Below are 25,159 nucleotides of genomic sequence, written 5' to 3'. Positions count from 1 at the left end.
ACGACGCCTCCGGCCCGGCGGGTGCGCGGTAGTACGCACGCACGGCAGCGACCCCTCATGTGCCGGACCGCCGCCGAGCGCACTCTGTTCATCACACGAGCATGTCCCGGCGCCGCACCCCGGCGAGGCCGATACCGATGAGCACCGCCGCTACCACCGTGAGCGTGCCGAGGGTGAGTGGACTCGGGGGGCCGAGGAAGGGGAGCACGTGGGCGTACGGGGAGAACGTCATGAAGATCCACCGGGGCAAGCCGACGTGCTGGCCGAACTCCACCGCGAGGGCGACGACCAGCGCGCCCCAGCCGACAACCGCGGCACCGCGATGCAGCAGGCCGAAGGCCGCCATAGTGATCCCGACCATGACCCACAGTGCGGGGACCAGGCTCAGCGTGGTGGTGAGCATGCCTCCCAGGTCACCGCTGCCCAGCCCGAAGCACAGCCCAAGGATCAGCTGCAACCCCGCGGAGCTCGCCAGGGCGATCGCCAGGTGGCTGGCGACCCAGCGCGTCCTCGCCACCGAGGCCGACAGCATGAGCTCGGCATGCCCGCTGTTCTCCTCCTGACGGAGGCGCAGCACCGTCATGATCGCGTACATGGTGATCGGGAACCCCAGGAGGAAGGCGATGTAGGTGAAGAACGCCTGGCTGGGCTCTGCCCCTCCCATCGCGGTGGCCCATTCCCGCATCCGCTCGCTGTCGGCGTAGTCCTCCATGGCTTCCGCCCCGATGAGCCCCGTCGGCAGCGCGATGGCGACCGTGGCGATGGCCCAGACCATGACCGTCGTGCGGTGCAGGCGCCAGGCCAGACCCAGTGAAGTGCTCAGGCTCCCCGCGGCCCTGGCGGGCCCGGGGCGCGTCGCCATCAGGCCCGTGCCGAGATCACGGCGGTCGGACAGCGCACAGGCGGCCCAGGCGAGTGCGGCCATCAGGACCAGGACGAGCAGGAACGGCCACCACTGCTCGTCCGCGTACGGGCGGGTGCGCTGCAGCCACCCGTTGGGCACCAGCCAACCGAACCAGCGGAAGGACCCGTCGCCCATATCGAAGGCACCACGCACGAAATGCATGCCGGTGAACAGCGCGATCGCGCTGGCTCCGGCCACGCGGCTGCTCTCGGTCAGCTGCGCCGTCACAGCGGCCAGGATCCCCGCGATCCCGACGGCGGACACGACGACCAGGCCGAACGCCAACGATCCCGCGACGGGCATGCCTGCTCCGACGAGGACGGCGGCCGAGGCCGCGCCCAGCATCGTCCCGGTCGCCAAGACCACGAGCAGCGCGGCGGTGATCTGGGCGTGCCGCCCCACGGCCGCCGACCCCACCAGCTCCCGTCGGCCGGCCTGTTCCTCGCCCCGGGTGTTCCGGGCGACGAAGATCGCGGCGCCGAGGGCGGCGACCAGCGTAACGGCCGCGACCGTCTCCTGCGCCATCAGCGCGGGCAGGCTGTCATCGTAGGCGGGCCCCTGGAACAGCCTGAACATGGGGACGTCGCGCATGACGTCGCTGTAGCGCTCCCGGCGCGCGGCGGCGTCGGGATAGATGACCGGATAGGACGTCGCGCGACTCCCCACGAGACCGAGGACCGCCGCCATCCATACCGGCAGCCACACCCGGTCGCGGCGCAGGATCAGCCGGACCAGCTGAGTGGTGCCCGCTGTGGCACCGCTGTGTGTACGCGCCTTGGGGTTTCCGCGCCGCTGGGCGGGGGATGCGCTCATCACAGGGCCTTCCCCGGGGGCGCGGTGGCTGCCGGAGCGTCCTGGTAGTGGCGCATGAACAGCTCCTCCAGGGTCGGCGGGCTGATGGCGATGTCGCGCAGTCCCAACGAACCGAGGTGCGCGACGACGGAGCCGACGTGGTCGCTGTCGACCTGGCACCGCACCCGGTGGCCATCGACCTCCGGTTCGTGCACGCCCGGCAGCGACTCCAGGCCCGCGGGCGGGCCGGTCACCTCAGCGGTGATCGTGGACCGGGTCAGGTACCGCAGCTCGGCGAGCGTTCCGGACTCCACGATCCGGCCGTCCCGGATGATGCTCACCCGGTCGCAGAGCTCCTCGACCTCCGACAGGATGTGGCTGGACAGCAGCACCGTCCGGCGGCCGCGCTCCTCCTCGACGCACTGGCGGAACACCGCCTCCATCAGGGGGTCGAGCCCCGATGTGGGCTCGTCCAGCAGCAGGAGTTCCACGTCGGACGCCAGCGCCGCGATCAACGCGACCTTCTGCCGGTTGCCCTTGGAATGGGTGCGGGCCTTCCTCTTGGGATTCAGCTGGAACCGCTCGATCAGCTCGTCGCGGCGGGATTCGTTGGCGTGGCCGCGCAGCCGGGTCATCAGGTCGATGATCTCGCCGCCGGTGAGGTTCGGCCACACCGTGACGTCGCCGGGCACGTAGGCGAGCCTGCGATGCAGCTCGACCGCCTTCTCCCAGGGATCCTCCCCCAGTAGCCGGGCCGTACCGGACTCGGCCCGCAGGAACCCCAGGAGGAGGCGCAGAGTGGAGGTCTTGCCAGCGCCGTTCGGGCCCAGAAAGCCATGCACCTCTCCCGTGCCGACGCTCAGGTCCAGGCCGTTCAAAGCGCGTGTCCTCCCGTAGGTCTTCACGAGACCGCGGGTGCTGATCGCCTCATTCATCATCGTGTCCGTTCGTGGGAGGCTGGTCCTGCTGCTGCTTGACGACCGCGTCGTGGATGCCGTGGCCGACGTCCGATTCGAGGAAATCCGCCACGCAGGCGTAGACGTCGAACATCGCCAGGGCGATGCGCGAGGAGTTCGCGGCACTCAGCACGTCCGTGTCCATCCGCTGCGACAGCCGCTCGTGCAGCACGACCGTCGAGAGGTGCATGGCGGCCAGGACCGCGGCGGCATCGCGGACCCTGTCCGATCCTTCGGGGAAGCGGTCCGGCCAGAACCTGCGGAAGAACTCCTCCGACACCGAGGCGCTCGTGTCGAAGACGGCCGAGGCCGCGGGCGAGCCCTCCACCATGGCCCGGGCGATGTAACGGGTGATCAACGGACTCCTGGAGAACAGCTCACCCATGAATTCGGGGCTGGTGATCTCGCCGCTGGTCACCCCGAACTTGTCCAATCCGCTGAAGGCGTCCAGCACGTACTCGTCGCAGGCATGGCGCAGCTCGTCTTTGGATCCGAAGTGGTGCTGCAGGAGGCCGGGTGACACGCCGGCCTCATCAGCGATGCTCTTGACTGTCGCGCCTTTGAAGCCCCGTTCGGCGAACTGGGCGAGCGCCGCGTCCCGGATCCGCGCACGGGCGGTCAGATCCTCGGGCGGCCGGTCGATCCGATCGGAAGCTGAATTCATGTTCAATATACTATATGAATATATTGGAAACTGCGAGGACGGTCAGCCGTACTTTCGCTGCCTCGGCGGCGCGGTGCGAGCCCGTACATGTGCGGGTAGGAGGCCATCGCGGCGGTCACCGCCAGCAGCGCGGTGACGGTGATGATCCAGTGGCTCCAGCGGGAGGCAGGCATCGCCGACCACTCCCCGGGAGCCTGGCGCTGGAGGTTCGCATGCTGTCCGACTAGGGTCGCCTCTGTGGCCTGGACTTTCGCCACTGGGCGGAGGTGTCCGGGGGCGCTCGGGTTGCAGTCCACAGCAGTACAGGACCGCATGGAAGCGGCCGAGGATCCGCTGGAACGTACACGGGTCCGCGTCGAGGACCGCTCGGGCGTCGCTGACGAACTCCTCCAGCAGGAGGACTTCCGAGTTACTCCGGATGCGTACCGCCTGCGGCGAGCATCAGCACCCCGAAGCTGACCAGGAAGGATCCGCACCCGAGCCAGGTCCCCGCAGGGCCAGGACCCGTCCGCCCCGCTTGTTGCCGGTGGATCATCCGCAGCCCGTGAGCACCGGTCGGTGCGCGCCGGTCGAGTCCAGCGTGAACAGGCCGAAGAGGGAGACGTGGTCGCCATTCCCAGGACGCACGCGGTCACCGCCCATCCGGATCGGCTCGGTGGGCGATGGGGGTGGGTCATAGGTCCTCACAGCAGGTGGGAGGGCCGCACCCAGGCGCGGCGGTGAGGCGCCCCGGGGCGGCCGATCCCCGCGTGCGTGGGTCTCGCTCCGGTGTGAGGGAAGGGGAGCCCGCCCGGGGCGCGCCTCAGCGCAGTGCCGCCACCACGAAGTCGTCCGCGGCCTGCCACACGGGCCCGGCCGAGGTGTAACCGGCCTCCTGCAACAGCCGGGCGTGTTCGGCCGCGCTGAGCAGGTTGCTGCCATGGTGGTGTTCGGCCCCGTCCGCCGAGTCCGCCTGGGGGCGTGGACGGGCTCCGGTTACCGGGGACAGCCGCTCGTCGGCGAGGACCGCGTCCCACCACTCGTGGTAGTCCTCCCGGTCGGCCACTCCGGCGCGATGACGCTGACCCGCGTAGACCGAGGCGGACAGGTTCTGCAGGCGCTCGTCGGGCAGGGGCATGTGGTCGGCGTTGACGAATACGCCGCCGGGGGCGGTGCGCTGGGCGAGGCTGCGGTACAGCCCGGCGAGCGAGTCGCGGTGCATCCAGTGCAGCGCCGTACTGGACACGGCGCCGTGGATCGTGCCGGGAAGGGCGTCCACCCAGCCGGGGTCGCCGAGGTCGGACCGCACCCAGGTCGCGATCCCGTCGTGGTGGGCACTCGCGAGGCCCAGCAGCAGCGGTTCGGCGTCGACGCCGATGAACGTCGCCGTGGGCAGGCTGCGGGCGAGGCGTACGATGAGGGAACCGGGTCCGCAGCCAAGGTCTACGATGACCGGGGAGTCGACACCGGACAGTGCGGCGGCGACGGCGTCGGTGATGACGGCGAAGCGTTCCTCCCGCTGGGGGATGTAGCCCTCCTGCTGGCGCTCCCAGCGTTCGATCCACTCGGCGGCCACATCCGGATTGATGACTGCGTCCGTGGGCGGTTCTGCCACAGGGACCCCCGTAACTGTCGTTTTGGTGTTGGCCAGTGACAAAAAACTAGGCGCAGAAGGTGTAACCGGTCAAGTGAATTTCGACAGTCACATGGAGGGCGTGCTGGCGGTGACAGTCGCCGCCGTCAACCTGCTGCAGCCGGGACACCGACACGGCCGCCCCTACCCGGGCGAGGCCACTGCCGAGGAGGTCGGCGCGTGCCTGGCCGCCGGCGGGAGCCAGTTCCCGCGGCACACACCCCAGACCACGGAACTGGAGACACTCCGGACCCACGCCGCCCGGCTCTACACGGTGTTCTCCGCCGTCGAGGCCGCCGACATGGACGAGGCCTGCGCGACGGTCAACCAGGTCATGGCCGACACCGGAGCGCGCCCCACCCTCGTGCGCTACGACGACAGGCCCTGGCACCTGCACTTCCACGCGCCCGACGCCGGGTGGGCCACCGCGTGGGCGGCCGGCATGGCCACCTCCCTCTCCTTCGTACTGGGCAGTCCCTCAGCACAGCGACTGGGTATCTGCTCCGCGACCCAGTGCGACCGTGTCTTCGTCGACACCTCCCGCAACGGCACCCGCCGCTTCTGCTCCACCACCTGCCAGAACCGTACGAAGACCGCCGCGTTCCGCGCCCGCCGGGCCGGGCAGAGCGGGTAGCAGAACACCCGCGGGATCTCCCGGGACGCCGGGGGGCGGGGTATACCCGCGCTACGCGCATCCCGGTACTCCGTCACCGGATCAACTACCAGAGGCGTGCGTCCGTATCCGGTGCGTTGAGCTAGCATCCCGCCGACCGCGTTCCGCTCCCCTCGGAGGCCGCAGCCAGAGCCTCTGTTCGGGAGTCCCGGGCTTCCCGCGACCTTCTGCCCCGGGGCTCCGCGCTCCCGTTCTCCGCCGCGTGCGGTGCCGTCCCTCCGCATGCTCCTGGCCCTGTTATGGACGCTGCCCGTCACGAGCGGCACGGATCCGGACCCCGCTGGGGTCCGCCAACACTGTTCCGGGAGTACGAGCCTCGGGCGGAGGCGAGGCGTTCCGGGTCGCACGTCCCGGTTTCCGTCCACGAGCCCGGCGGTGGCAGGGCACTCGCCCCCGGCCGGACCTGGCCCGGGGGCGAGTGCCGCTCGTCACGAGCCGGACTCCGCCGGCTGCCGGGTCGGGTCCTGCTCCCGTTCCCCTGCGTGATGACGCTCCAGACGCGTGCCCTCCACGTCGATGTCGGGCAGGATCCGGTCGAGCCACCGGGGCAGCCACCATGCCTTGTCGCCGGCCAGGTGCATGAGCGCGGGGATGAGCGTCATGCGGACCACGAACGCGTCGAGCAGCACACCGGTCGCGAGGGCGAAACCGATCGAGCTGATCATCATGGTGTCGGAGAAGACGAACCCGCCGAACACCGAGATCATGATGATCGCCGCGGCCGTGACCACCGCCCGGCCGGCCCGAAAGCCCTCCACGACGGCGGTCCGTGCGGGACGCCCGTGCACGTAGGCCTCGCGCATGCCCGAACCGATGAACAGCATGTAGTCCATGGCCAGGCCGAACAGGATCCCCACCAGGAGCGTGGGCAGGAAGCTCAGCACCGGCCCCGGGTTCTGCACCCCGAGCAGGCCGCCGAGCCATCCCCACTGGTAGATGGCCACCACGCTGCCCAGCGCTGCGAAGAAGGACAGGATGAAGCCGACCGTCGCGACGGCCGGAACGAGGATCGACCGGAAGACCAGCAGCAGGATGACCAGGGACAGTCCCACGACCACCGCGAGGTAGGTCGGCAGCGCGTCGCTGAGCTTCTCGGAGATGTCGATGTTGCCGCTGGCCGCTCCCGCGACACCGAGTTCGCCGGCATCGTCGATGGGCTCCATGCCGCGGAGGGTGTGCACGAGGTCCTCGGTCGACTCGCTCGAGGGCCCTTCCTCGGGCATGACCTGGAAGACGGCCAGGGTCTCGTCGTTGGAGATCCCGACGGGGGCCACCGCCGTCACGTCGTCCAGGTCGTGGATCTCCTCGGCGACCTCCAGCTGGTGGTCCTCCACCGTCTGCCCGTCGTTCGGGGGGTTGGGCACGTCCGCGGCCACCAGGAGCGTGCCGTTCTGCCCCTCCCCGAACTCGTCGGCCACGGCCTCATAGGCGCGGTTCTGGGTCGAGTCGGCGGGCTCGGAGGAGCCGTCCGGCATGCCCAGGCGCAGGTCGAGAGCGGGCAGGGCGACAACGCCCAGGGCGAGGACGGCTGCGGCGACGCGGACGAGGGCCCAGCCCGTCGACATCCGACGCGTCCCGCGTCCGGTGTCCGCGTCCTCCTCGCCGGTGCGCGCGGCGTCGTCCGCCGCGGCCAGCCGGTCGCGCTCCCGGCGTGTCAGGATGCGTGTCCCGACCAGCGAGAGCAGGGCCGGGATGAGCGTCACCGCGACCAGCACGGCGGTCGCGATGGCGAGGGAGCCGATGGTTCCCATGAGACCGAGGAACCCGATCCCGGTCAGGTTCAGGCCCAAAAGCGCGATCAGCACGGTCATGCCCGCGAAGACCACGGCGTTGCCCGCGGTTCCGGTGGCCAGACCGACGGACTCACCGACGCCGATGCCCTGTTTGAGCTGGCGGCGATGCCGGTTGACGAGGAACAGCGCGTAGTCGATCCCGACGGCCAGCCCGAGCATGAGGCCGAGGATCGGTGTCACCGACGCCATCTGGACCAGGCCGGACAGGGACATCGCGGTCATCGTGGCGATGCCGACGCCGACCAGGGCCGTCAGGATCGGCAGCCCGGCGCCCACCAGGGTGCCCAGCATGACCATCAGCACGACGGCCGCGACGATCACCCCGATCACCTCGGTCGTACTGACGAGGCTGGGGATGCTCATGGCGATGTTGCTGTCGAAGTCGACGGTGGTCCCGGTTACGGGGTCGTCCTCGAACGCCGCCATCACGGCGTCCCTGGTTCCCTGCGAGACCTCCTCCCGCTCCTCGGTGAAGGAGACGTTGACGAGCGCGGTGCTGCCGTCCTCGGAGACCGAGCGGATGTCGGAGGCCATCTCCTGCAGGGACGCGCCCCGGTCGAGCTGCTGGCTCTGTTCCTCCAGCTCCTCGCGCTGCTCGTCGATCCGGGCCTGTTTGGTGTCGAGCTCGTCCTCCATCTGGTCGAGTCTCCCGGCGGCCTCGGCCTGTTCCCGGGCCTGGTCGAGCTCGTCCTGGCTCTCCTCGAGTTTCTCCCGGCCGTTCTCGACCTCCGTACGGCCCTCGTCGAGCTTCTCCGCCTGATCGGCGCGTTCCGACTCGGTGGCGAACGGGTCGACGACGTCGGCTACACCGGAGAGGTCGGCCGCCTCCTCGACGCGGTCGCTGATCCCCTCCCGCTGCTTCTCGGAGAAGGAGGAACCGTCCTCGGTCCGGTAGACGACCGTTCCGGTCCCGCCTCCCATGTCCGAGAACTTTTCCGACACCTCATCGTTGACCTGCTTGGTCGGAGTGTCGGGGATCGAGAAGCTGTCCTGGAGGTTGCCCGAGAACAGGGTGAACGCCACACCGGCGGTGACGAGCAGAGCCAGCCACACCGTTATGACGGTCCGGGCACGGCGCGCGCAGGCGCGTCCGAGTCTGTAGAGCAGTTCGGCCATGGGTTCCTACAAGATGGGTGTGGAGGTAAGGGAAGGTGGGTCGGGGAAACGGGTGCTCAGGACGTGCCGCTGCCGCCGGTGAGGGTGCCGAACCCGTTGCGGGTGGCCGTGATCAGGTGATCCAGGAGGTCGTCCCACATCCGGCGGGACTCCGGTGTGTCGACCCCGCCGGTGGCCTCGTCCCAGCGCCGGTGGACCACCAGTGCCCCGCTCACGAGGGCGGCGCACATCACCTCCACCTCGAACGGGTCGGCACTGGGGTGGTGACGCAGCACGGTCGCGGAGATCCGGTTCCCGAGGTCCCGCATCGCGCGTTCGAACAGGACGGCCTGCCGCGGGGTGGCGGGGGCGCCCTTGTCTCTGATCTCGTCGAAGATCCGGGTGAGCTCGACGATCGGACTCACCAGGTCGGTGGCGCGCATGGCCTCGGTGAGCTGGTCGAACACCGACGTGGCACCGCGCTGTTCGACGCCCTGGGACGAGAGGTTGGCGTCGATGTCGTCGACGACCGCCCCGAGCATCCCGCTGAACGCCTCGAGGACAACGTCGTCCATCGTCCCGAAGTGGTTGAAGACCGTCCGCCGGGAGACGTCCGCGCGCTCCGCGAGCTGGTCCACGGTGAAGTTCGTCCCCGAGATCTCGGCCATCAGCGCTTTCGCCGCGTCGACGATGGCGCGCTGGTGGCGTTCCTTCAGCGCCTCACGCCGGTCGGAAGGCGAAGGGTTGGCGTTGTCCATACCGCCAACCTAGAAACACGGATGCACTGAGTGCAACGATGCACTGGGTGCAACCTGTCACAGTGACATGACACGCGCTGCTGCGAACGGTGCCGAGATGCTCCCGGTCGCACCGGAGGAGAGCCGGGCGGCGTGGCCCCGGACACCGGCCGGTCGCTGCTTACCGCCCCCTCGCGCGGGAACGGAGGAAAGCTATGGACCCCCGCGCCGAAAACGAGCACGGCACCGCCGCCAACGCCCCTGTCCTCGCCGCGGCGGCCGCGCTGGCCCTGGGGGCGCTGGCCCTGGGCGCCTGGTTCCGGGACGCCGCGGTTCCCGACCCGAGGACCCACCGCATGTTCCTGGTGGTCTGGACCGTGGGCGGGCTGCTGCTGGCCGGTGATCTCGCGGGCCGCCGCGGAATCGGCGGGGCGCCGCGCCTCCTGTCGCCGCTGCACAGGGTCTACGTGGGGCTGTTGGCTGGGATAGCGGTGGGCACCACCGTCTGGAGCCAGCCGGGTCCGGCTTTCTGGCACCAGCTGTGGTGGTCGGGGCCGATCACCGTGGCCCTGCTCCTGGCGTCGTGGCGGTGCCGTCGCCCCTGAGACCGCGCTTGCGACTGTCCGCCGGTCCGGTCGCGGTGGTACCCGCCAGCACTCCGGAAGCTCCGGCGTGACCCCGGGGATGCCAGAGAGGGAGCACCTCCCTACCCCTCCCCCGCTGTCCACGGCGGGAAGAACCGCGCCTTCCCATCGCGTTGGGAATGCCACAGTGCCCAGACCGGCGCATCCTCCCGCAGCGACGCGAACGCGCGGTTTCCTGGGTAGGGGGCGGGGGTGTTCCCCGCCCTGGAACGACGAGTAGTCACGATCGGAGAAGGGGCGCATGCGAGCGACCTTGATCTACGGTGCCGGGGACATTCGGGTGGAGGACGTGCCCGACCCGGTACTGCGCGAACCGACCGACGCCGTGGTGCGCGTGCTGCGTTCGTGCATCTGCGGCAGCGACCTGTGGCCCTACGGTTCACAGCCCTCCTCCGAGGAGGGGCAACGCATCGGACACGAGTTCCTCGGTGTGGTGGAGGACACCGGTTCGGACGTGTCCACACTGACGGCGGGCGACCTCGTCGTGGCACCGTTCGTGTGGTCCGACAACACCTGCGAGTTCTGCACCGAGGGGCTGCACACCTCCTGCCGGCACGGCGGGTTCTGGGGCACCGAGGGTGTGGACGGCGGCCAGGGCGAGGCGGTGCGGGTACCGCACGCGCAGGGCACGCTGGTGAAACTGCCCGTCGGCCAGGACTCCGCGCTCCTGCCGTCGCTGCTCACCCTGTCCGATGTCTTCCCCACCGGCCACCACTGCGCGGTCACCGCCGGGGTCGGCCCCCGCACCACGGTCACCGTGGTCGGCGACGGCGCGGTGGGACTGTCGGCGGTGCTGGCGGCCCGGCGTCTCGGCGCCGAACGGATCATCCTCATGGGACGGCACAAGGACCGCACCGACCTGGGACGCGAGTTCGGTGCCTCCGACGTGGTCGCCGAGCGCGGCGCGGAGGGTGTCGAACGGGTGCGGGAGCTGACCGGCGGGAACGGCACGCACACGGTGCTGGAGTGCGTGGGTACCAGGCAGTCCCTGGAGACCTCGCTCGGTATGGCGCGCGACGGCGGCGTGGTCAGCCGGGTCGGCGCGCCCCAGTACGAGGAGGCGCCCATGGACGGGTCCGCGTTCCTGCGCAACATCACCCTGACCGGCGGGGTGGCGCCGGCCCGCGCCTACATCGAGGAGCTCCTGCCCGACGTTCTGGAGGGCAGGATCGAGCCGGGGCGGGTGTTCGACCACACCGTGGACCTGTCCGGGGTTCCGGACGGCTACCGCGCCATGGCCGACCGCGAGGCGCTGAAGGTGCTCGTCCGCCCCTGAACGCGTTCCGGCGCGGCGGGGTGTGGTCGCTGCACCTCCGCCGGTCAGGGGCATCGTCGGGACCGCCCGTCGCCCGCGGTCACCCCGAACCGGTACATCGCCCGGTCCCCGCTTCCCCCGTTCTCCGGGCAGGAGACAGCGGGGACCGGCGGTCCTGTCCGCCAGGGCGCCGGGCGGGGGCGGTCAGCCGCGTTCGGCCTGCCCGACCGCTTCCCCGCCGCCGGGTTTGCGCGCCATCAGGTGTCCCAGCGGCAGCGGTTGGCCGGGGCGGGGCTCGCTCACCAGCCTCGCCTCCGTCGCGAAACCGGCCGCCTCCACCCGCTCGGCCAGCTGGTCGGGCAGCCACCGCTGGTAGTCCAGGTCCAGGTCGCGCCCGAACGCCTCGCCCACGTGCTTCGGTTCCCCACCCACCTGGAAGGCCAGCACCAGCACCCCGCCCGGAGCCAGGACCCGGTCGAACTCGGCCAGCACACCGGCGAGTTCCGACGGCGGGGTGTGGATGAAGGAGAACCAGGAGACCAGACCACCCAGAACCCCGTCGTCCAGGTCCAGGGCCTCCAACCGCCCCGTCTCGTAGCGCACGTCCGGGTGCTCCCGGCGGGCCAGGGCCACCATCTCCGGTGACAGGTCGACGCCGAAGGCGTCCACCCCCAGCGCGCACAGGTGCGCGGTGACCCGACCGGGGCCGCACCCGACATCGGCCACGGGGCCGCCGCCCGCGGTTTCCACCAGTTCGGCGAAGGCGCCCAGGAACGCCCTGCCGAAGACCATCTCCCGCAGCTCGGTGCGGAAGAGGTCGGCGTACTCGGCGGCGACGGCGTCGTAGGACTCGCGGGTCGCGCGCACGTGCTCGGGCTCGCTCATGGTCAGGGAATCCTACAGGGGTGCGGCAGCGGCCGGAGCCGGTCACCACACGCCGCCCCGGAGGGCTGGCGTGGTCCCGGGACGCGCGCTGTGCCCGGGGATCCGCGGACGGGACCCCGGGCACAGTCCTGGTTGTCTCCGCCCCGCGCGGCGGGGCGGCAACCGGCGGGAGCCGCGTACGGCTACCCCGCAGGGTCGCGGTTGTACAGTCTCTTCGCCCAGAGGTAGGCGGCCAGGGTTATGCCGGCGCACCACGCGAGCGCGAGCACCGCGCTGTCGTGGACCTCGGCGCCCGTCAGCAACCCGCGCAGGGTTTCGATGATGGGGGTGAAGGGCTGGTACTCGGCGAACCACCGCAGCCCGGCCGGCATCGTCTCGGTGGGGACGAAACCGCTGCCGATGAAGGGCAGGAACACCAGGGGCATGGGAAGGTTACTGGCGGTCTCGACGCTCGTGGACACCAGGCCGAGCGCGACCGACAGCCAGGTGAGGGCGAGGGCGGCCAGCGACAGCAGGCCCACGGCCGCGATCCACTCGCCCGCGCCGGCGTTCGGCCGGAACCCGATGAGCAGCGCCACCCCGGTGACGAGCGCGAGGATGAGCAGTGTCTGGACGAGGCTCCCGACGACGTGCCCGGTCAGCACCGAGACGCGGGCGATGGCCATGGTGCGGAACCGGGCGACGATGCCTCCGGTCATGTCCGTGGCGACCGAGATGGCCGTCCCCTGAGCCACGGCGGCCACCGTCATCAGCATGACGCCGGGAGCGATGTAGTCGAGGTACTCGGCGCGGCCGCCGGACGCGCCCCCCAGTCCGGCTCCCATGGTGCCGCCGAAGACGTACACGAACAGCAGCAGGAAGACGATCGGCATGCCGGCGAGCAGCAGTGTCATGGACGGGTAGCGCAGCATGTGCCGCATCTGGCGACCCACCATCGTGGCCGAGTCGCTGGCGGCGTGGACGAGAGTGCTCATCGTTGGGTCGCTTTCCGCTCGTTGTCGTCCGTGCTGGGGTTTCCGGTGAGGGCGAGGAAGACGTCGTCGAGGTCGGGGGTGTGCACCGACAGCTCCTCGGCTCTGATCGCCTCGGTGTCGAGGCGGTCGAGGAGTGTCCGCAGCGCGTCGACCCCGCCGTCGCTGGGAACCTGGAGCGCCAGCGCGTCGTCGTCACGCGACCCTCCGAGGACGCGGGCCGCCGAGTCCAGCTCGCCGGCCTCGGCGAACGACAGGCGGATGTGACCGCCGGGTATGCGGCGTTTCAGCTCCGCGGCCGTTCCCTCGGCGACGATCCTGCCGTGGTCGAGGACCGCGATCCGGTCGGCGAGCTGGTCGGCCTCCTCCAGGTACTGCGTGGTGAGGAGGATGGTGACCCCGCTGGCGGCGAGACCGCGGACGGTCTCCCACATGTCGCGGCGGCTGCGCGGGTCCAGTCCGGTGGTCGGTTCGTCCAGGAAGATGAGGCGGGGGTCGCCGACCAGGGTCATCGCGAGGTCGAGCCGGCGGCGCATGCCTCCGGAGTAGGTCGCGACCGCCTTCCCGGCCGCGTCGGTCAGGTCGAACCGTTCCAGCAGCTCGGCGGTGCGCCGTCGGGCGCTGCCGCGGTCCAGGTGGTGCAGGTTGGCCATCAACCGCAGGTTCTCCTCCCCGGTGAGGAGGTTGTCCACCGCCGAGTACTGGCCGGTGGCGCCGATCGCGGCGCGTACCGCGTCGGGGTTCTCGTCCAGGTCGTGGCCGAGGATGCGCGCCCGGCCGCTGTCGGCGCTGACCAGTGTGGACAGTATCCGCACCATGGTGGTCTTGCCGGCACCGTTGGGGCCCAGGAGCGAGAAGACACTCCCGGCGGGGATGTCCAGGTCGATGCCGTCCAACACGACGTGGTCGCCGAAGGACTTGCGCAGCCCGGTGGCCGTGACGGCCGTCCGGGAAGGTTGTGGTGTCATGTCCTGCCTCGTTTCTCGTTCGCCGTGGTCGGTGGCCCTCCGAGAGGTGGGACCCGGTCGGGCATGGCGGGGTCGTCAGCGCGGAGGGCCGGGTCAGGCGCGGCGGACCACGACGTCGCCGTGGACGTTGCGGGCACGCACCTCGACGGTCTCCTCCGCGGGGCCGGGGTCCTCGGCCGCGTTCAGGGAGCTGTGTACGCTGCCGTGTCTGGAGTTCACGTCCAGCCAGGCGGCGGTCCCCTCGCGGATGCCGATCTCCAGTTCCCCGTAGGAGGTGTCGAGGTCCACGCTGCCGCGGACCACCTCGCCGATCCGGACGCTGCCGTGGGCGGTCCTGGCCGTGACGGAGGCCAGGGCGTGCTCGACCGTGGTGGCACCGTGCGCGGAGTTCGTCCGCAGAGCGCCGGTCACCGTGCCGAGGGTGATGGCGCCCGTGGTGGTCTTCACCGTGGCGCTCCCGTCGATCTCCTCGGCGCGGACCCAGCCGTGCGCCGAGGTGAGTTCGGTGTTCCCGGCGGCTCTGTCCAGGGTGATGTTCCCGCTGGAGGAGGCGAGTGTGGAGGCGCCCAGACGGCCCTCGCACCGGATGTTGGCGTGGTCGGCGCTGGCGTGGACCCGCGATCCCGCCGGGAGGTCGACGGTCACGTCGGCTCTGCCCTTGCGCAGCAGCCATCCCAGTCCCGCGCTGTCGGGTTCCTTCACCAGAAGCCGGCCGCCGGCGTACTCGACCCGGGTCTGTTCCGCGGCCCGCACGTCGGCCTCCTTTGCGGGGTCGCGGGGGTGGACCTCGACGGTCGTGTCGGCGCGGTCGTCGGCGTTGATCCGGACGGCGCCGGCGACCAGGTCGATCTCGGCGGTGACCGGTTCGGGAGTGTCGAAAGTTGGCATAGCTGTCTCCCTGTCAGGGCACTTGTGGGCGTCTCCGCTGGTGGGAGACGTGTTGGAGTGGTGTCGCGGTCAGGTCCGGTTAGGTCCTGTCTTTCGGACGCTTGTCCTGCTGCGCGCCGCCCCGGCACACCGCCCGGCGGCGTTCTCGTCGGTCGACGGAGGGTCCGCTCCGCCTCCCTCCTCGGCCTTGCCGGGCGGCACCGGAGACGCCGCTCGCGACGAACAGCGCCCAAAAACAGGACCTAGCGGACCCAGCCGGTGTAGCCGCGTCCGACCCGGCGGCTCGCGCGGCGGCCGGACTGGCGGGTGTCGGAGTCGAGCGCGGAGGCCAGGGCGCGCACCAGCCAGGCGTTGACCGAGAGCCCCTCGCCGCGGGCCGCCTCCTCAACGCGCGGCTTGAGATGGTCGGGCAGGCGCAGGGTGATCCGGGACGTTCCTCCCTCCTCGGCCTCCGGTGGGACCGCCCCCGCCGGAGGATGGACATCAGCCGCGACGTCATCAGGACGGCGCTGTGATGTCTCGAACCCGTTCTCGTCGGTGCCCTCGGACGGTTCATCGGTTGGTGGCGATGTCACGATGAAGTCAGTCTGTCCGCCACGCAGTCGCACCTCGACCGACCCCGGGGCGACGTCGCGGGTGATCTCGTCCGCGGCGGCGGAGAGCGCGTCCAGCAGGACCATCCGCGTGGCCGGCTCCAGTGCTGTCGCCAGCCGTTCGGCGGTCTCCCGGGTTTCCTCGCTTCCGGCCTCGGCGGCGGTCACGAGCTGGCGTCGGAGACTGTCGACATACGGCATCAAATCCATGACTTCACTATGACGCCTTAGTGATGTCACGTCAAGCCGCATTCGGCTCGTTCCGACACCACTCTCGCTCCACCCGGTGTGTCCGGCCGCGAGGCGGCGCCGGGACCACCCATGATCGGCCGGCGGGAACGGGCAGGACACCCCAGTGGTTTCAACTGGGGTCGAAATCCCCCGGACACGCCCGCGGTAAGCACACACGGTTCCGAAGGGTGACGCTCATGACCCGGCCGGCCCCTTCGTAATATGACACGGAACGGTTCTCGGGGTTCGGTCCGCGTCGAGGGGGCGGGTTCGCCATCAGGGATTTCGCTGCTGGTTTCGCGTGCGGCTCCGCCTGCCTTCTCCTGGTGGGGGGTTCAGCGGCCTTGGCCTTCTGGCCGGCGGCGGGGGAACGTGACGGTCCGGGTCCGGAGGCGCGCGCGGAGCGGGGCGAAGAGCTGCGGTTCGGTGAGTTCCTTGACGTCCGAAGAGAGTGGATGTCCGAACCTGAGGAGGCGGTTTCCTACACGGTCACCTCGGTGCGGATGGACAACGAGAAGAACGGGGCGTCTCGGGAGTACAGCTTCACTCTCGGAATAGTCAACAACGCGAACAGGATGGTGGAGGGCACGTACCCGGAAGTCCGTTGTTCCAACGGGAAGGAGAGCCGTGTGGTTCTCGCGGGGGACGAGACCGGGGAAGGGGATTTTCCGAGCGGGCTCGAAGGCGGCACGGGAACCCTTGGACAGACCATGGAGATCGGTTGCGGCTTCTCGGAGCCGACCCACCCGGAGGATCTCTCCGTCACGGTGACGCGCGGGGACGATTCGGCGACCTTCGTGGACCCCATGAGTTCGGTGGACCGGATGAAGCGGCGCCACGACCTCGGCTCGTGACCCGCCTCCGGAACACGGACATGGAGGGTCCAGGGCGACCGCGCTCTCAGGTGTCGCAACGCAGTACTTCCGCTTCGGCACTGTGGCAGTCGGTGGGGAGCTCGATCCCGAACCGTGTGTCCGTCGGTGAAAGCACAGGGGCGAGAAGGAACGGCGCGAGCACGGCGAACACCCCGTTCAGCACGGTTCCGGTCACAGCCATGCCGCGCCCGTCGCGGCCGCTGTCCCCAGTGGTGTGGCGTATTCCGAGAACGCCGAGCACGAGCCCCACCACCGAGGGAACCCACAGGAGGAACAGACAGGCGAGGTTGCCGAGCCCCAAAGCGAGGGAGGCGAGGGCCAGTCCGCTCATCCGTCGGGGCGCGGCCGGTGCGGGAGAAGGTGCCGGAGGGCCGGTACGCGCCACGGGAACTCCTGGTTCGGCCGGAGGGTGTTCACGGTGTGTCCCGAAGCGTCGGCCACGCCACGGACGGGAAGGGGCGGGCGGGTCACGACACCCGCACGGTCAGCTCTCCCTGGCCGCGTGCCCGGGCGACGTGGTCGGCCTCGGCCTCCAGCGCCTCGCGCGGGGGTTGTTCGACACCGGGGAAAAGTGACACCTCGATCCGGTCGTTCTCCAGCTCCCACACGCCGGCGACCCGGCCGGCGATGACGACCACCGGTGATATCCATCCTCCCGCCCTGCTCACCCGGGAACGGTGTTCGGCCGGCAGCAGCCGGGTGTCCCCGGTTCCGGGACCGAGTACGTACTGGTCGAAGCCACCCAACAGCCGCACCGACGTGGTCGGCTCGGTGCGCGCGAGTTCCTCGGCGTGTTCGGCCAGCATCCGGGCCTGCCACCCTTCCACGTCCACGGTGACCAGCCTGTCTCCCAGTTCCGCGAACCACGCCCGCGGTGTGGACTTGCGCAGGCTGTTGCGGGACAGCCAGGCGTCGAACACCTCCGGTGTCGCCGGCCCGTGCGCGCCCAGGTAGGCCGGGATCGCCACGGCGGCGGCCTCCTCCGGTTCGGGAAGGCCCCGCCAGCCGGGAACCATCGTCTCCGGCCGGGTGAACGTCACCCTTGTGCCCTGGCTGGGGCCGTGGCACAGCACCCCCTGCCAGGCGAGTGGTTTCAGCAGGGCCGCCCACCCGGAACGCAGCTGCTGCTCCATGGCGGCGAACCGCGGGTCCGCGGCGAGTTCGGCCACCAGCTCCTCCCTGGTGAGGACCCGGACGTCCAGCAGCCCGGAAACGGCCTCGGCCAGTGCCGCCACCTCCGCCGGGGAGGCTCCGAAGCTGCGCTGCCATGCCGGTTTCTCCCACGTCCGGCCCGCGGCCAGCAGGGAGAGGAAGGACGCCGCCTCGGCCGCGTGCAGCAGGTGCAGTGTGCCCCGCATCGCCCACGTCCTGACCAGGGTCCCGTCGGCGAGCCCGCGTGCCACCGCCCCGGGCTCCGGGGCGCGCTGCCGCAGTCCCACCGCCAGTTCGGCGGAGGAGGCGACCTGTGCCTGCACACCGCCCAGCCGGCTGACGACCTCCTCCACCCCCGCGTCACCCGGAGGCTGTGCGAACTGTCGCCGCAGCCTCCACGCGAACACCTGGTCCCAACCAACCCGCACGTTCACTCCTCAACCGGGGCGAGCCGACTCGTGGTCAGGTTGAGCGGACCACACCGCAAGCACCGACGCAACACCCCCGCTCACGGCGGACGGCAGGCGACGGCGAAACGCTCCCGTGGGGCGGCGGGGGGACGGGAGACCGCCGGGTACCCGCTCCTCCCCTTACACGCAGTGGAGCCGTGGACCGGGGCTGGGTCAGCTGCCGGCTCACTCGACAGCGGCGGGTTGCCGGCGGGGGCGGTGGTGCCGCCGTGGGGTGTGTTCCTCCGGGGGAGGGTGCCGACGGCGAGCACGGCGAGGACGATCGAGATGACCATGGCCAATCCCATCGGCACGGCCGTGTCCTCGCCGCCGATACCGACCAGTGGCGAGATCACGGCGGCGAGGGCGAACTGCAGGAACCCCAGGAACCCCGACCCGGTTCCGGCGTTCGCGCCGGTCTCCTCCAGCGCCAGCGTGGTGGCGTTGGCGAAGACGAACCCCAGCGACCCCTGGAACACGGCGAACAGGACGAGCACCGGAACGGTGGGGACCCCGCTGACGATGAGCGCCAGCAGTACCACGCTGGCCAGCACGGCCACCGTGGGTCCCGCGGCGATCATGGCGCGGTAGGCGACGCGTCCCGCCAGCGCCGCGGCCACGCTGCTGGTAACCAGGATGACCAGGGCGTTGAGACCGAAGATCATCGTGTGGGTGCCGGCTGACATCCCCATCACGTTCTGCACCACGTACGGCGAGGCGGAGATGTAGGCGAACACCGCGGCGAACGCGAAGCAGAAGGTGAGCAGGTAGCCGAGGTAGTCGCGGTTGGCCAGCGCCTGCCGGGCCCCGGCAACGGTCGCGCTGACGCCGCCCCGGGTGCGCTCGGGCTCCGGGAGTGTCTCCCGGACACAGGCCAGAACGCCGAGGAACATGACCAGGGCCAGTGCCGCCAGGGCACCGAACACCGGGCGCCACCCGACGTTCGCGATGATCGCGCCGCCCGTCACCGGGCGTCACGGTCAGCGAACTGGCCAGGCAGCTGGGGATGGAGCAGAGCAACCTCAGCGCGGCCGTGCGCAGTCTGGCCGAACGCGGTCTCCTCACCCGCGGGAGCAGCCCGACCGACCGGCGGGTGACCCGGCTGCTTCCGACCGAGAAGTCACTGGCCGCGAAGGAGTCCATCAACACCGTGTGGTCCGGCACCATCCAGTCCGCGATGGCCCGGCTCAGCGACGATCAGGTCGCCGCCCTCAGGGCCGCGTCCGGAGCGCTCCACGCGCTCGACCAGGCCCTGCACACCGAGGAGTCACACCGGAGGTAGCGGTAACACCGCCGGTCCTGTGACCGGCTGCGCTGCGGCACACAGGGCGGACCGGGGTGGGATCACGCCGTCCGCAGGGTGTAGAGGGCGATGCCGGCGGCCACGCTGACGTTCAGCGTCTCCTTCTTGCCGAAGGTGGGGATCTGCAGCAGCAGGTCGCACCGCTCCCGCAGGGCGGAGTCGATGCCGGCGACCTCGTCACCCAGCAGCAGCGCCACCTTCTCCCGCGGTGCGTACTCGGCGAGCTCGGTCGCCTCCGGGTCGATCTCCAGACCGGCTATCGCGTAGCCCTCCTCACGCAGCGCGTCCAACAGCGCGCACACGTCCTCGTGCCGCTCGAAGGGCATCGTCTGCTCCGCCCCGGCGGCGGCCTTGGCCATCCGGCGCGTCTGCTGGGCCTGCAGCTTGGCGCTGCGGTCGTCGCCGGGATAGGTGGGATACGGGCTGAACCCGGTGACGTACACCTTCTCCAGGGCGAAGACCTCACTGGTGCGTAGCAGCGCACCGACGTTGTGTACCGACCGCAGGTTGTGCGCGATCGCCACGATGCTGTGTTGCTGAAGAGTGCTCACAACGGCCACATCCTAGGCAAGCGAGACGACCGGGGCTAACGCGGGGGATGTCCGGTCCGCCACACCGGCGCCGAGCGCTGGCGTGGCGGACCGGGTGCTCAGGCCACGTTCCGGGAGTACCCGTCCGGGTTGTCCGGATCGATGTGCCAGCTGAGTATCCGCTTCGGGTGGATGCGGATGATGTCGCTGCTTCTCCACCCCGGCTGGCCGGGCGGGTCGTCCACACTGAGGGTCTCGGCGGTGCCCCGGATCTCGACACCGCGCCCCATCCCGGGTCTGATCGCCCCGGCCTCGTCCGGAGTCAGATCGTCCACGACGAACCCAACGCCGGGGTTCTCCCGCACGTTGCGGTACCGCTGGGTACGGGCGACCCACGGCCCACCGAGGTCGATGGTCCCGTCGTCGTTGCACCGGAACCCGAGCGGACGCACCTGGGGAGTCCCGTCCGGACCGACCGTGGCGAGCCGACCCAGGAACTGGCTGCGCAGGTACCGGCGTTCGGCACTGGTGAACACGGCCGATTCCTTTCCTGGTCGCTGGTGATGCGCCGAACCTACAACCTCAAGTCCGCTTGAGGTAAATGGCCGGCTCCCTGCCGGCTGCGACCGACGAACGCGCCTACTCCACTGCTCCCGCCCGCTCCGCCTCGTCCGCGCGCTCCACGAGGCTGCGCAGCCACGGGGCGGCCAGAAGCAGGCCGAGTACCACCATCCCTCCCGCCGCCAGGGACGGCAGCCGCAGGTCCACCCGTCCCAGGAAACCTCCGAGGACGGCACCCAGCGGCGAGGTACCGGTACTGATCATCTTCATGCACGACGCCACACGCCCCAGGAGGGAACCGGGCACCACCAGCTGGGACACACCGATGCCGACAACGTTGGCAACGGTAATGGCGAACGCGATCGCCCCCCAGGCCAGGGACGCCGTCACGGCGTTCGGGGAGAGTCCGAATACCACGCACATCCCGGCCATCACCCCGAAGGACAAAACCTCCGTGCGGAACCGGCCCAGAACCCTCACGATCCTTCCCACCACCACCGCACCGAGCACTCCTCCCACCGCGGAGGAGGACATGAACACGCCGTAGAGGGACTCGGGAACCCCGAAGTGGTCCCGGACCAGGAGCACGATGACACTCGTCTGGGCCATGAGGGCCATGTTCGCGAAGGCGAGGAACAGAACCAGGGAGAGCAGCGGACGGTCACCCCACACGAACCGCAGCCCCTCGCCCATCTCAGCGGCGGCCGAACCCACCACGCCGCCCTCCCCCATGGCCGCGTGCTCGTCCCGCCGCGGGCGGCGAACGGCCAGGGGCAGACCCAACAGGACGAGCGCGCTCAGCAGGTAGGCGCCCGCGTTCACCGCCAGCGGGACCGCGGCGGTGACGGCGAACAGGAAACCGGCCAGCGGCGCTCCGGCGAAGTCCTCGGTGACGGTTCTTCCGCCCACCATGCGGGCGTTGGCCCGATCTAGCGCGCCGGTGGGGACCACGTCCGGCAGCATCGCCCGAACAGAGACGTCGTAGAACACCTCGCAGAGCATCACCGTGAACATCACGGCGTACAGCACCCAGACGCTCGCGCTCCCGCTCGCCACCGCCACGGCCAGGGCCACGAGAGCCATGCACCGCAACGCGTTTCCCACGACCATGACCCGCGCCCGGTCAAGGCGATCCACGACCACTCCGACGAACAGTCCCACCAGGAGCCACGGGAGGAACCGGGCCACCGTCAACCCCGACACCAGCAGGGGATCGTTGGTGAGCATCGCCGCCACCATGGGCAGCGCTGTCAGCATGATGCCGTCGGCGAGATTGCTGGACAGACTGCCGGTCCAGAACCGGGTGAAGGTCCCACCCAACCTGGTAGCTCCGGTGGTTCCGGAGCCGTTCCGATCCGGAGGTTCACTGGCCATGGGAGACCCCTCTCGCGTTCGGGGGTGAGAGGAGGAGGCGGTTGGTTGTCCCGACGCCACAGGGGCAATCCACAAGGAGCGCCGGGCAGAACAGGGACACGGCCGGGGAACGTTCGCGGGGACCCTAGCCAGCCCTTCTTTCGGAACACTTACAGCCGCTCCACCGCGCCGCGAGGCCCTCCATCCCGCCGGGATCAGCGCTAGCCACGTGTCGTGCGTAGCGCGCACGTGCTTCTCTCCGGTCCCGAGGAGAGCGGCGGGTCCCGCACCCGGGGAAGGGTGGCCGGGTGCGGGACCTGGGTGGTGTGGGTGGGGTTAGTGGTCGTGGTGGGGCGGGATCAGCGTCTCGGGATTCTCCCCAGTGTCGTGGTTTTCGGTGGTGCGGTAGGTGTCCAGGAGTGAGCGCAGTTCTAGGCTGGTCTCACGTATCCGGCTGGGCCACAACGCGTCTCCCTCGGTGGACTGGATGAGCAGGTCGGCTAGCTCACACAGCTCGCGGTGCTCGCGCGGGGTGAGGCTCACTCCCACCACCCCCGCCAACCCACGGCCAGCAGCTCGGGGCCCTGCAGTGGTTCGCGTGCGGTCATCGTTCCACCCCCGCCGTGCTCGTCTGCTCGCGCTGGGCCAGCCACCTGCGCACCAGCGGGGACAGCTCCGCGCGGAGGTCGTCCAACCCGTCGCCGTAGGTGGGGGGTTCGGGCTCGGGAATCGGGTTCCCAGACACCGAGCGTGGAGCTGGTGCCAGGTTCGGCGGCCCACTCTGACCGTGGTTCCACGTTCGGTGAGGAACTGCCGAGGGTTCGGGTACCCGTACCGGCGGTGATGTGCGGTTCCGGCTCGGTGCCACGAGGGCAACGACCGTCAGGACGAGCAGCGTCCCCAGGGACACCAGGGCACGCATAGAATCGGACACTGTCATCGACTCCGTTCCAGTCGGTGGCCACGCCTCCGGAGTGGTGATGCACTCGCGGGGGCTTTTCTGACTCTCCGGGCGCGGTCGGTAGCTAGCCATTCCCGCACCCGGAGCTTTCGCCCGGCGAAGGAAGAACGAATCCGGGCTTGTTCCTAAGTTCTAAGCATCCCTTCCGGAATCGCGCCTGTGAAGTGCCTCATTCCCATCCCGGACTCACTCCGGAAGGCCCGGAATTTTTCGGAATAGCATGTATGGCACATGCAAAGTTGATGTGATAATTCCATGACTTCAAACAAGCGCACGCTCATTCGCTACGGACGCGAGGTCCAACGGCTCCGCCACGAGGCTGGTCTCACGCAAACGGCTCTGGCCAACCGAACTCAGAGCAGCAAGTCCCAGATATCCGATGTGGAACGAGGCAAAGGAGCACCTTCAGCATCTCTCCGTAAGAGCTTGGACGAATACATCGGATTCGGACGGCTAGAACGCCTCTGGGAAGATCTGACCGGTGATGGACGTCCTGCCTGGCTTGACGAGATCGCCACAGCGATCCAGGAAGCCGATGCCGTATACGAATATCAGGCACTGGCGTTCCCGAGTTATCTACAAACAGAGGGCTACGCACGCGCCGTTATCCGGGCAGCCGCCCCGTGGCTCTCCCGCGAGGAACTGGATACCCACACGAAGGAGCGCGTCGCACGGGCCCAAAACATGGCAGACACCCCCCGACCTATGCTGTGGCTGGCGTTGGACGCAACACTGCTGGGCCGGAGGTATGGCGGATCTGAGACGACACAGGAGCAACTGGCTTACATCGCGGAACTAGCCAAGCAGGAACGCATCACGGTCCAGGTCGTTCCAGCGGACCACCCCAGACACCCGGGCAACGCCGGGGCGTTCCGCGTGCTCATGATGCGTGATACTCCCGATGTCGCCTACGTCGAGGACGCGGAACAGGGGCGGGTCCTGACGAGTTCGGCCGCCGTTACTCGACGCCGCATGTTGTTCGCAGCCTTGCAGGGAATCGCCTTGGACCCAGACGAATCCATCAAGGCAGTACATGAGGAGATGGGGAACTTAGAGAATGAGTGAGTGGCACAAGTCGGCATACAGCGGTGGCACCAACGACTGTGTCGAGGTGCGGGAACACGTGGCTGGAGCTGATGTCCGCGACACCCGGAATCGGCGGGACGGGCACCTGTCGTTCTCCGCGTCCGAGTGGAAGGCGTTCCTCGCCGACGTGCGCGCCGACCGCCTGTAACCCTCCCTCTCCGTGGCGCCCCCGACCACGGGACAGCTAGACACTCAGCCCTCCGAGCGCGGCCGGAGGGCTGTTCTCGTGCCGGGCGGCTCCGGAACGGCTACGGCCCCGCCAGCCCGGTGCGTCCCATCCTCCGCGCCGCCGGTGTCCCTCAGGGCTGGCGGCCGGGATGGACCGTGCGGCCGACGTCCACAGAACACGGACCTGGGCGACGCCGCCCGGCCGACGTGCGGCAGGATCGGCACCAGGACCGGGCACCGCGAACGGGAAGGGACGGATGCGCCATGCGGGCGGCGGAGACCAAGCAGGAGCTGGTGGAACAACTCGTCCACGTCGGACGGACAGCCGCCCAGCAGGGCTACGTGCTCGCCAGCGGCGGTAACCTCTCGGCGCGGCTCCCCGGATCGGACACGTTCCTCGTCACCGCCTCCGGGGTGTGGTTCGACCAGCTGTCCCCCTCCGACTTCGCCACCATGGACCTGACCGGCGAGGTCCTCGGCGACTCCCCCAGACCGTCCAGCGAGTGGAAACTGCACCAGCGCACCTACCGGGAGCGCGACGACGTCAACGCTGTCGTCCACCTGCACCCGCAGCACGCGGTCCTCGTGGACGCGCTCGGCTACCCCATCCGGCTGTTCACTCTGGACCACGCCGCCTACGTGACCTCGATCGGCCGCACCGGCTACTACCCCAACGGTTCGGACGAACTCGCCGACACCGCCGCCGCCGAGGCGCGCCGTCACAACTGCGTGGTGCTGGCCCACCACGGGTGTTCGGCGCTGGGCCCCGACGTGGGAATGGCGTTCCGCCGGGCGACGAACCTGGAGGAGGCCGCGGCCGCGACGTTCCGCGCCCTCACCCTCGGCGACACCACGACGCAGTTCCCGGCCGACGCCTCGGCGCGGCTGCACCACCCGTGACGCAGCCGCAGGGAAACGGCGGGCAACGGAGAGCACGGCCCCTCACCGGTTTCCCCGCATGGCGCTGCGGGATAGCGCGCCGTTCCGGCGGCAGAATCGGGCGGGGATGCGGCGCCGCACACTCGCGTCCCCGGAGACAGTCCCGCCGCCGGCGGGTGGC

28 protein-coding genes are annotated in these 25,159 nt (G+C 70.0%); 8 read left to right on the top strand and 20 right to left on the bottom strand.

Features of this window, described 5'->3' with window-relative positions:
* Positions 1-91: 91 nt before the first annotated feature.
* From FHX37_RS00555 to FHX37_RS00540, 5 genes are all read right to left on the bottom strand, one after another.
* Positions 92-1,717: an ABC transporter permease gene (locus tag FHX37_RS00555; RefSeq protein WP_141921523.1), complete on the bottom strand. Its 1,626-nt coding sequence runs from the start codon at positions 1,715-1,717 to the stop codon at positions 92-94.
* Positions 1,717-2,631 carry an ABC transporter ATP-binding protein gene (locus tag FHX37_RS00550; protein ID WP_141924928.1) on the bottom strand — a complete coding sequence of 305 codons (915 nt, stop codon included), beginning with the start codon at positions 2,629-2,631 and terminating at the stop codon, positions 1,717-1,719. Before FHX37_RS00550 ends, FHX37_RS00555 begins: the two co-directional genes overlap by 1 nt.
* Positions 2,624-3,316 (bottom strand): TetR/AcrR family transcriptional regulator, encoded by a 693-nt coding sequence (locus tag FHX37_RS00545; RefSeq protein ID WP_141921522.1) that lies wholly within the window; start codon positions 3,314-3,316, stop codon positions 2,624-2,626. The genes FHX37_RS00550 and FHX37_RS00545 overlap by 8 nt, the downstream gene beginning before the upstream one ends.
* A gap of 2 nt (positions 3,317-3,318) precedes the next feature.
* The gene (locus FHX37_RS22665; protein WP_170181464.1) at positions 3,319-3,489 is read right to left on the bottom strand and encodes a hypothetical protein; all 171 of its coding nucleotides are present in this window, start codon (positions 3,487-3,489) and stop codon (positions 3,319-3,321) included.
* A 629-nt stretch (positions 3,490-4,118) separates the two neighbouring features.
* Entirely contained in the window at positions 4,119-4,871 is a 753-nt protein-coding gene (locus tag FHX37_RS00540; RefSeq protein WP_246061962.1) for a class I SAM-dependent methyltransferase, read from the bottom strand.
* 112 nt (positions 4,872-4,983) lie between these two features.
* On the opposite strand from FHX37_RS00540, the gene FHX37_RS00535 reads away from it, so the two are divergent.
* Positions 4,984-5,562: a CGNR zinc finger domain-containing protein gene (locus FHX37_RS00535; protein ID WP_246061960.1), complete on the top strand. Its 579-nt coding sequence runs from the start codon at positions 4,984-4,986 to the stop codon at positions 5,560-5,562.
* 467 nt (positions 5,563-6,029) lie between these two features.
* Here FHX37_RS00535 and FHX37_RS00530 read toward each other — a convergent pair whose 3' ends face one another.
* Both FHX37_RS00530 and FHX37_RS00525 read right to left on the bottom strand, forming a co-directional pair.
* Positions 6,030-8,510: an MMPL family transporter gene (locus tag FHX37_RS00530; protein WP_141921520.1), complete on the bottom strand. Its 2,481-nt coding sequence runs from the start codon at positions 8,508-8,510 to the stop codon at positions 6,030-6,032.
* Positions 8,511-8,566: 56 nt separating this feature from the next.
* Positions 8,567-9,247 (bottom strand): TetR/AcrR family transcriptional regulator, encoded by a 681-nt coding sequence (locus FHX37_RS00525; protein ID WP_141921519.1) that lies wholly within the window; start codon positions 9,245-9,247, stop codon positions 8,567-8,569.
* 194 nt (positions 9,248-9,441) lie between these two features.
* On the opposite strand from FHX37_RS00525, the gene FHX37_RS00520 reads away from it, so the two are divergent.
* Entirely contained in the window at positions 9,442-9,831 is a 390-nt protein-coding gene (locus FHX37_RS00520; RefSeq protein ID WP_141921518.1) for a hypothetical protein, read from the top strand.
* Positions 9,832-10,111: 280 nt separating this feature from the next.
* The gene (locus tag FHX37_RS00515; RefSeq protein ID WP_141921517.1) at positions 10,112-11,146 is read left to right on the top strand and encodes a zinc-dependent alcohol dehydrogenase family protein; all 1,035 of its coding nucleotides are present in this window, start codon (positions 10,112-10,114) and stop codon (positions 11,144-11,146) included.
* A gap of 183 nt (positions 11,147-11,329) precedes the next feature.
* Here FHX37_RS00515 and FHX37_RS00510 read toward each other — a convergent pair whose 3' ends face one another.
* The 5 genes from FHX37_RS00510 to FHX37_RS00490 all read right to left on the bottom strand — a co-directional run bounded on the left by FHX37_RS00510 (position 11,330) and on the right by FHX37_RS00490 (position 15,640).
* Positions 11,330-12,010: a class I SAM-dependent methyltransferase gene (locus FHX37_RS00510; protein WP_141921516.1), complete on the bottom strand. Its 681-nt coding sequence runs from the start codon at positions 12,008-12,010 to the stop codon at positions 11,330-11,332.
* 182 nt (positions 12,011-12,192) lie between these two features.
* The gene (locus FHX37_RS00505) at positions 12,193-12,984 is read right to left on the bottom strand and encodes an ABC transporter permease (RefSeq protein ID WP_141921515.1); all 792 of its coding nucleotides are present in this window, start codon (positions 12,982-12,984) and stop codon (positions 12,193-12,195) included.
* Entirely contained in the window at positions 12,981-13,949 is a 969-nt protein-coding gene (locus tag FHX37_RS00500; RefSeq protein WP_141921514.1) for an ATP-binding cassette domain-containing protein, read from the bottom strand. Before FHX37_RS00500 ends, FHX37_RS00505 begins: the two co-directional genes overlap by 4 nt.
* Positions 13,950-14,042: 93 nt before the next feature.
* Positions 14,043-14,837, bottom strand: coding sequence for a DUF4097 family beta strand repeat-containing protein (locus FHX37_RS00495; protein WP_141921513.1), 795 nt, complete (start codon positions 14,835-14,837; stop codon positions 14,043-14,045).
* Between the two features lie 242 nt (positions 14,838-15,079).
* Positions 15,080-15,640 carry a histidine kinase gene (locus FHX37_RS00490; RefSeq protein WP_246061958.1) on the bottom strand — a complete coding sequence of 187 codons (561 nt, stop codon included), beginning with the start codon at positions 15,638-15,640 and terminating at the stop codon, positions 15,080-15,082.
* Between the two features lie 476 nt (positions 15,641-16,116).
* Between FHX37_RS00490 and FHX37_RS00485 the strand changes: the two genes are divergently transcribed.
* Positions 16,117-16,515, top strand: coding sequence for a hypothetical protein (locus FHX37_RS00485; RefSeq protein ID WP_141921512.1), 399 nt, complete (start codon positions 16,117-16,119; stop codon positions 16,513-16,515).
* A gap of 46 nt (positions 16,516-16,561) precedes the next feature.
* Here the strand turns inward: FHX37_RS00485 and FHX37_RS00480 are convergent, their stop codons facing one another.
* From FHX37_RS00480 to FHX37_RS00470, 3 genes are all read right to left on the bottom strand, one after another.
* Positions 16,562-16,921: a DUF4190 domain-containing protein gene (locus FHX37_RS00480; protein ID WP_141921511.1), complete on the bottom strand. Its 360-nt coding sequence runs from the start codon at positions 16,919-16,921 to the stop codon at positions 16,562-16,564.
* A gap of 82 nt (positions 16,922-17,003) precedes the next feature.
* Complete coding sequence (locus tag FHX37_RS00475; protein ID WP_141921510.1) at positions 17,004-18,116, bottom strand: winged helix DNA-binding domain-containing protein; 1,113 nt, start codon at positions 18,114-18,116, stop codon at positions 17,004-17,006.
* An 80-nt stretch (positions 18,117-18,196) separates the two neighbouring features.
* Complete coding sequence (locus FHX37_RS00470; protein WP_141921509.1) at positions 18,197-19,105, bottom strand: MFS transporter; 909 nt, start codon at positions 19,103-19,105, stop codon at positions 18,197-18,199.
* 38 nt (positions 19,106-19,143) lie between these two features.
* Between FHX37_RS00470 and FHX37_RS00465 the strand changes: the two genes are divergently transcribed.
* Positions 19,144-19,419: a MarR family winged helix-turn-helix transcriptional regulator gene (locus tag FHX37_RS00465; RefSeq protein WP_141921508.1), complete on the top strand. Its 276-nt coding sequence runs from the start codon at positions 19,144-19,146 to the stop codon at positions 19,417-19,419.
* Between the two features lie 62 nt (positions 19,420-19,481).
* Here the strand turns inward: FHX37_RS00465 and FHX37_RS00460 are convergent, their stop codons facing one another.
* From FHX37_RS00460 to FHX37_RS22660, 5 genes are all read right to left on the bottom strand, one after another.
* Positions 19,482-19,991, bottom strand: coding sequence for a TrmH family RNA methyltransferase (locus FHX37_RS00460; RefSeq protein ID WP_211351712.1), 510 nt, complete (start codon positions 19,989-19,991; stop codon positions 19,482-19,484).
* A gap of 98 nt (positions 19,992-20,089) precedes the next feature.
* Positions 20,090-20,506: a PPOX class F420-dependent oxidoreductase gene (locus FHX37_RS00455; protein WP_141921506.1), complete on the bottom strand. Its 417-nt coding sequence runs from the start codon at positions 20,504-20,506 to the stop codon at positions 20,090-20,092.
* A gap of 103 nt (positions 20,507-20,609) precedes the next feature.
* On the bottom strand, positions 20,610-21,905 hold the full coding sequence (locus tag FHX37_RS00450) for an MFS transporter (protein ID WP_141921505.1): 1,296 nt from the start codon (positions 21,903-21,905) through the stop codon (positions 20,610-20,612).
* 315 nt (positions 21,906-22,220) lie between these two features.
* Complete coding sequence (locus FHX37_RS00445) at positions 22,221-22,427, bottom strand: hypothetical protein (protein ID WP_141921504.1); 207 nt, start codon at positions 22,425-22,427, stop codon at positions 22,221-22,223.
* A 61-nt stretch (positions 22,428-22,488) separates the two neighbouring features.
* A complete protein-coding gene (locus FHX37_RS22660; RefSeq protein WP_170181463.1) occupies positions 22,489-22,629 on the bottom strand; it encodes a hypothetical protein in 141 nt (46 codons plus the stop codon).
* 471 nt (positions 22,630-23,100) lie between these two features.
* Between FHX37_RS22660 and FHX37_RS00440 the strand changes: the two genes are divergently transcribed.
* The 3 genes from FHX37_RS00440 (at position 23,101) to FHX37_RS00430 (ending at position 24,999) form a co-directional block, all read left to right on the top strand.
* Positions 23,101-23,910, top strand: a complete 810-nt coding sequence (locus FHX37_RS00440) for a helix-turn-helix domain-containing protein (protein WP_141921503.1) — start codon at positions 23,101-23,103, stop codon at positions 23,908-23,910.
* Entirely contained in the window at positions 23,903-24,079 is a 177-nt protein-coding gene (locus FHX37_RS00435) for a DUF397 domain-containing protein (RefSeq protein WP_141921502.1), read from the top strand. Before FHX37_RS00440 ends, FHX37_RS00435 begins: the two co-directional genes overlap by 8 nt.
* A 284-nt stretch (positions 24,080-24,363) precedes the next feature.
* Positions 24,364-24,999 carry a class II aldolase/adducin family protein gene (locus tag FHX37_RS00430; RefSeq protein ID WP_141921501.1) on the top strand — a complete coding sequence of 212 codons (636 nt, stop codon included), beginning with the start codon at positions 24,364-24,366 and terminating at the stop codon, positions 24,997-24,999.
* Positions 25,000-25,159: the final 160 nt, after the last annotated feature.

The organism is Haloactinospora alba (assembly GCF_006717075.1).
Taxonomy (GTDB): Bacteria; Actinomycetota; Actinomycetes; order Streptosporangiales; family Streptosporangiaceae; genus Haloactinospora; species Haloactinospora alba.
This window is presented reverse-complemented; position numbering and strand designations above follow the sequence as displayed.

Bases quoted from the DNA above. Each gene is read 5' to 3' on its own strand.
- FHX37_RS00555 (WP_141921523.1), bottom strand. From the start codon at position 1,717: ATGAGCGCATCCCCCGCCCAGCGGCGCGGAAACCCCAAGGCGCGTACA.
- FHX37_RS00550 (WP_141924928.1), bottom strand. From the start codon at position 2,631: ATGAATGAGGCGATCAGCACCCGCGGTCTCGTGAAGACCTACGGGAGG.
- FHX37_RS00545 (WP_141921522.1), bottom strand. From the start codon at position 3,316: ATGAATTCAGCTTCCGATCGGATCGACCGGCCGCCCGAGGATCTGACC.
- FHX37_RS22665 (WP_170181464.1), bottom strand. From the start codon at position 3,489: ATGCCTGCCTCCCGCTGGAGCCACTGGATCATCACCGTCACCGCGCTG.
- FHX37_RS00530 (WP_141921520.1), bottom strand. From the start codon at position 8,510: ATGGCCGAACTGCTCTACAGACTCGGACGCGCCTGCGCGCGCCGTGCC.
- FHX37_RS00525 (WP_141921519.1), bottom strand. From the start codon at position 9,247: ATGGACAACGCCAACCCTTCGCCTTCCGACCGGCGTGAGGCGCTGAAG.
- FHX37_RS00520 (WP_141921518.1), top strand. From the start codon at position 9,442: ATGGACCCCCGCGCCGAAAACGAGCACGGCACCGCCGCCAACGCCCCT.
- FHX37_RS00515 (WP_141921517.1), top strand. From the start codon at position 10,112: ATGCGAGCGACCTTGATCTACGGTGCCGGGGACATTCGGGTGGAGGAC.
- FHX37_RS00510 (WP_141921516.1), bottom strand. From the start codon at position 12,010: ATGAGCGAGCCCGAGCACGTGCGCGCGACCCGCGAGTCCTACGACGCC.
- FHX37_RS00505 (WP_141921515.1), bottom strand. From the start codon at position 12,984: ATGAGCACTCTCGTCCACGCCGCCAGCGACTCGGCCACGATGGTGGGT.
- FHX37_RS00500 (WP_141921514.1), bottom strand. From the start codon at position 13,949: ATGACACCACAACCTTCCCGGACGGCCGTCACGGCCACCGGGCTGCGC.
- FHX37_RS00495 (WP_141921513.1), bottom strand. From the start codon at position 14,837: ATGCCAACTTTCGACACTCCCGAACCGGTCACCGCCGAGATCGACCTG.
- FHX37_RS00490 (WP_246061958.1), bottom strand. From the start codon at position 15,640: ATGGATTTGATGCCGTATGTCGACAGTCTCCGACGCCAGCTCGTGACC.
- FHX37_RS00485 (WP_141921512.1), top strand. From the start codon at position 16,117: ATGTCCGAACCTGAGGAGGCGGTTTCCTACACGGTCACCTCGGTGCGG.
- FHX37_RS00465 (WP_141921508.1), top strand. From the start codon at position 19,144: ATGGAGCAGAGCAACCTCAGCGCGGCCGTGCGCAGTCTGGCCGAACGC.
- FHX37_RS00450 (WP_141921505.1), bottom strand. From the start codon at position 21,905: ATGGCCAGTGAACCTCCGGATCGGAACGGCTCCGGAACCACCGGAGCT.
- FHX37_RS00440 (WP_141921503.1), top strand. From the start codon at position 23,101: ATGACTTCAAACAAGCGCACGCTCATTCGCTACGGACGCGAGGTCCAA.
- FHX37_RS00435 (WP_141921502.1), top strand. From the start codon at position 23,903: ATGAGTGAGTGGCACAAGTCGGCATACAGCGGTGGCACCAACGACTGT.
- FHX37_RS00430 (WP_141921501.1), top strand. From the start codon at position 24,364: ATGCGGGCGGCGGAGACCAAGCAGGAGCTGGTGGAACAACTCGTCCAC.